Annotated in this window: 2 protein-coding genes; both read left to right on the forward strand. The window is 37.1% G+C overall.

All coding sequences use genetic code 11. The features are described 5' to 3' along the window. Positions 1–704, forward strand: a 704-nt coding sequence (locus D9V42_RS14595) for a phage tail protein (RefSeq protein ID WP_208639088.1), incomplete at its 5' end; no start/stop codon positions are given. Continuing rightward, positions 704–1,477 (forward strand): phage distal tail protein domain-containing protein (locus D9V42_RS14600; RefSeq protein ID WP_122065542.1); only part of this gene is annotated, 774 nt, incomplete at its 3' end. The genes D9V42_RS14595 and D9V42_RS14600, both read left to right, overlap by 1 nt.

Genomic DNA, 1,477 nt, shown 5'->3' on the forward strand with positions numbered 1-1,477 from the left:
TACTGGTTGGCGTATGGAATGCAGTTTCAGGCTTCTTTGGCGGTATATTTAACGCTGTAAAATCAGTAGTTTCAACAGTATTTAGTGCAATCGGAAGTTTTGCTTCTAGCGCTTGGGGAGTAGTTTCATCAATATGGAATGCAGTTTCAGGCTTCTTTAGTGGCATATTCAATTCTGTTCGCAGTGTCGTTAGCGGAGTGTTTAGCGCTCTTGGTGGCTTTGCTTCAAAAGCTTGGGATGCAATTTCAGGTGTATTTAACGGAGTAGCTGATTTCTTTAAGGGAGCGTTTGACGGTGCTAAAGATATAGTTAGCGGAGTATTCGAGGCTTTTGGTAAATTTGCTTCAAATGCTTGGGATGCAATAACAGGAGTATTTAAGGGCATTGGCGACTTCTTTAGCGGAATATTTGGAGGAGTCAAAGATACAATAGACAGCGTTCTTGGAGGTGTAACAGATACAATTAAAAATATCAAAGGTTCAATTGATTGGGTTGCAAGTAAAGTTGGCGGACTATTCAAAGGTTCTATGGTAGTAGGCTTAACAGATGTCAATTTATCTTCTAGCGGTTACGGTTTAAGCACTAACAGTGTATCAAGCGACAATAGAACATATAACACATTTAACGTGCAAGGCGGTGCTGGTCAAGATGTTTCTAACTTAGCGCGTGCAATCAGACGAGAATTTGAACTAGGGAGGGCTTAATGGTAAGACAGTATAAAATACATACTAACTTAGACGGAACAGACGACAAAGTTTGGGACGTTACAAATGGAAAAGTTAGATTTTACCAGCCCTCTAATTTAGGGTTACAATCAACTAATAACATCTGGCAAAGTAATGGTATTGGAATAATGGGAAAACGCTCAATTACTCAACCACAAATAGAGTTTAAGCTAGAAACGTTTGGAGAAAGTTTAGAAGAAAATTATCAATTAATGAAAGACTTCGTAAACGATATTCTTAGCAAAAAATTCGTTACACTTGAATATCAAACAGAAATTTTTCAGGTGTATGCTGATTTAGCTTTAGCAGATGTCACAAAGACAGAGGGTTACGGTAAGAACGGAACTTTCAGCGAAAAGATAACTTTCGATGTAGTTACAAAGTGGTATACTTACGAAAATTTAACTTTTGACATGATTGAAAATGGTAAAGTTCTTTCTGGTAAGTCTAAAATTTATGGAGGAACCGCACCAGGAGACTATAAGTATATCGAAGGAACCTCTTACACTTATTATGGGGAAAGTGACATAGGCCGTTTAAGCCGTTGGGAAATAAAAGAAAAAATATTTAGTTTTATGGGGGTATTATATCCGAAACTTCCTAAAACACCTGCTGGAGTTAGATTTTTAGACGATGTTGGAAACGAATATACTGCAATTGTGTTTAAGACGGAACAGGTACAAGATTATATTTTAATTAATACAGATGTAAATGACGAATTTTATCAAGGCTGGAAGGGTACAACTGTACTA

Source organism: Staphylococcus pseudoxylosus, assembly GCF_003697915.1.
In the GTDB taxonomy this organism is placed as follows: domain Bacteria; phylum Bacillota; class Bacilli; order Staphylococcales; family Staphylococcaceae; genus Staphylococcus; species Staphylococcus pseudoxylosus.